At 58.6% G+C, this 2453-nt stretch carries 2 protein-coding genes; both read left to right on the top strand.

What is annotated here, in order from left to right:
- The first annotated feature begins 300 nt into the window (after positions 1-300).
- A complete protein-coding gene (locus tag GH659_RS14675) occupies positions 301-1533 on the top strand; it encodes an aminotransferase-like domain-containing protein (RefSeq protein ID WP_153112180.1) in 1233 nt (410 codons plus the stop codon).
- Positions 1534-1631: 98 nt separating this feature from the next.
- Entirely contained in the window at positions 1632-2249 is a 618-nt protein-coding gene (locus tag GH659_RS14680; RefSeq protein ID WP_153112181.1) for a DNA-3-methyladenine glycosylase family protein, read from the top strand.
- Positions 2250-2453: the final 204 nt, after the last annotated feature.

Genomic DNA, 2453 nt, shown 5'->3' on the forward strand with positions numbered 1-2453 from the left:
CGAAAAGACCTCCGTCAGCGAGACTCGTTGATTTGCCGTAGCCGCTTTCTCCGTCTCCATACGCCACCCAAAAAGACAGAAAACTACACAAATCAACGCCCTGTGAACAGCCCCTTTGTAACTGATTGATTGTGAACGGCTATTTTGGCATGTTCACGACGGTGGCATTTCGGGTTTGGTGCGATTGCCCTGGGTCGGCGGGTGAGGTTTTTACGATCAGCCGAAAAAGGCGTAAACTGGCCCGCTCTGCAGAAAGCTGTTTGGCCATTCCCGTTTCAATCCTTTTATCTGACCGATCTCATGACCACCAATGCCTTGAAAAAAGCGGCTGCCGCCTCTTGCGACTCCTTCCCCTCACCGGATTTTGACGCGCTCTTTTCGGCGCGCGCCCGCGCCATCGAAAGCTCGGCCATCCGTGAAATTCTCAAGGTAACGGAACGTCCCGAAGTGATTTCGTTTGCCGGCGGCCTGCCGGCGCCGGAAACGTTTCCCGTCGAAGAAACACGCGCAGCCCTTGACCGGGTGCTGACGACGGCCGGTCGCGAAGCGTTGCAATACAGCACGACCGAGGGCTATGCGCCATTGCGTGAGTGGATCGCTGCCCGTGTCAGCACACCGGAATCGCCGGTGTCGCCCGATGAGGTGTTGATGGTGTCCGGTTCTCAGCAAGGGCTCGATCTGCTGGCCAAGGTGCTGATCAATCCGGGTGATACGGTACTCGTCGAAACGCCGACCTATCTCGGCGCCTTGCAGGCTTTCTCGTTGTTTTCGCCAAAGTATGTTTCGATCGCGGCCGATGCCGATGGCCTTCTGCCCGAGGCGATGGATGCGTCGTTGCGCGGCGCGAAGTTCCTCTACTGCCTGCCGAATTTCCAGAATCCGACCGGGCGTCTGTTGCCCGAAGACCGTCGCCGCCGCCTTGCCGAAAAGGCGCGCGAACTCGATCTGCTGATCCTTGAAGACGACCCCTATGGCGAGCTTTCCTATGCCGGCGATACGCCGCCCTCGATCCGTTCGCTGGCGCCGGAGCGCACCGTCTACATGGGGTCGTTCTCCAAAGTGCTGGCGCCGGGGATCCGCCTCGGCTACGTGATCGCGCCGGAAGCGCTGCGTGCCAAGCTGGTTCAGGCCAAGCAGGCGACCGACCTGCACACGGCAACGCTGTCGCAGATGGCCGCTTACGAAGTGGTGAAAGACGGTTTCCTCGATTCGCACATTCCGACCATCCGCGAGCTCTACGGCAAGCAGTGCCAGGCCATGCTCGACGCGCTCGAACGCCATATGCCGGAAGGCGTGACCTGGAATAGACCAAAGGGCGGGATGTTCCTGTGGGTCGAGTTGCCGAAGGGCATGGATGCGTCGGCCATTCTGGCTAAAGCAGTCGCCCAGAACGTGGCTTTCGTCCCCGGCGAGCCGTTCTATGCGGCCAATCCGGTCAAGGAAACACTGCGCCTTGCTTTCGTGACGGTGCCGCCGCCACGCATCGAAGAAGGTGTCAAGCGTTTGGCTGATGTGATTCGCGCCAGCCGCTGACGCTTCTTTTTTCCTCTCTCGTTGTAGCTTGATGACGTGATCCGTGGAAATTCGCCGCGGATCACGTTTTTTTTCTTCCGGGTTTTCATTTGAGCACCATGGTGCCGAGTTATTGGCAACGCGCTTCGCTTGAGTTGGCGGGGGAAGATCCGGTCATGGCTGCTCTGGTGGCGCGTTTTTCCGGTGCATCGCTTGTTTCGCGGGGTGATCCGTTCTGCACCTTGGTCAGGTCGGTGGTCGGGCAGCAGATTTCGGTCAAGGCGGCCGACAGCGTCTGGCAGAGGTTGATCACCCATCTTCCCGATATTTCGCCTGATCGCGTGCTTGCCGGTACGGCCGACGAATTGCGCGCATGCGGCTTGTCGATCCGCAAGGTCGAGTACATTCAGGATCTGGCCCGGCATTTTGCATCCGGGCAAATTCACGTTGGCCGCTGGGATGGCATGAGCGACGCGGCGATCATCGCCGAACTGACCGCCGTGCGCGGGATTGGCGTCTGGACGGCAGAGATGTTCCTGATTTTCAATCAGCTGCGCCCGGATGTTTTTCCGCTTGATGACATCGGTTTGCAGAAGGCGGTGGCCGCTCATTACTTCGACGGAGAACGGCCGACAAGGCGTCAGTTGTCGGAATTGGGCGAGCGTTGGCGGCCTTGGCGTTCGGTCGCGACGTGGTATCTGTGGCGAAGTCTTGACCCGGTGCCGGTCGAATATTAAGGCAGCGAACAGCAGGGCAATCGCACCAAACCCGAAATGCCACCGTCGTGAACATGCCAAAATAGCCGTTCACAATCAATCAGTTACAAAGGGGCTGTTCACAGGGCGTTGATTTGTGTAGTTTTCTGTCTTTTTGGGTGGCGTATGGAGACGGAGAAAGCGGCTACGGCAAATCAACGAGTCTCGCTGACGGAGGTCTTTTCG

It is taken from the genome of Propionivibrio limicola, from assembly GCF_009469695.1.
In the GTDB taxonomy this organism is placed as follows: Bacteria; Pseudomonadota; Gammaproteobacteria; order Burkholderiales; family Rhodocyclaceae; genus Propionivibrio; species Propionivibrio limicola.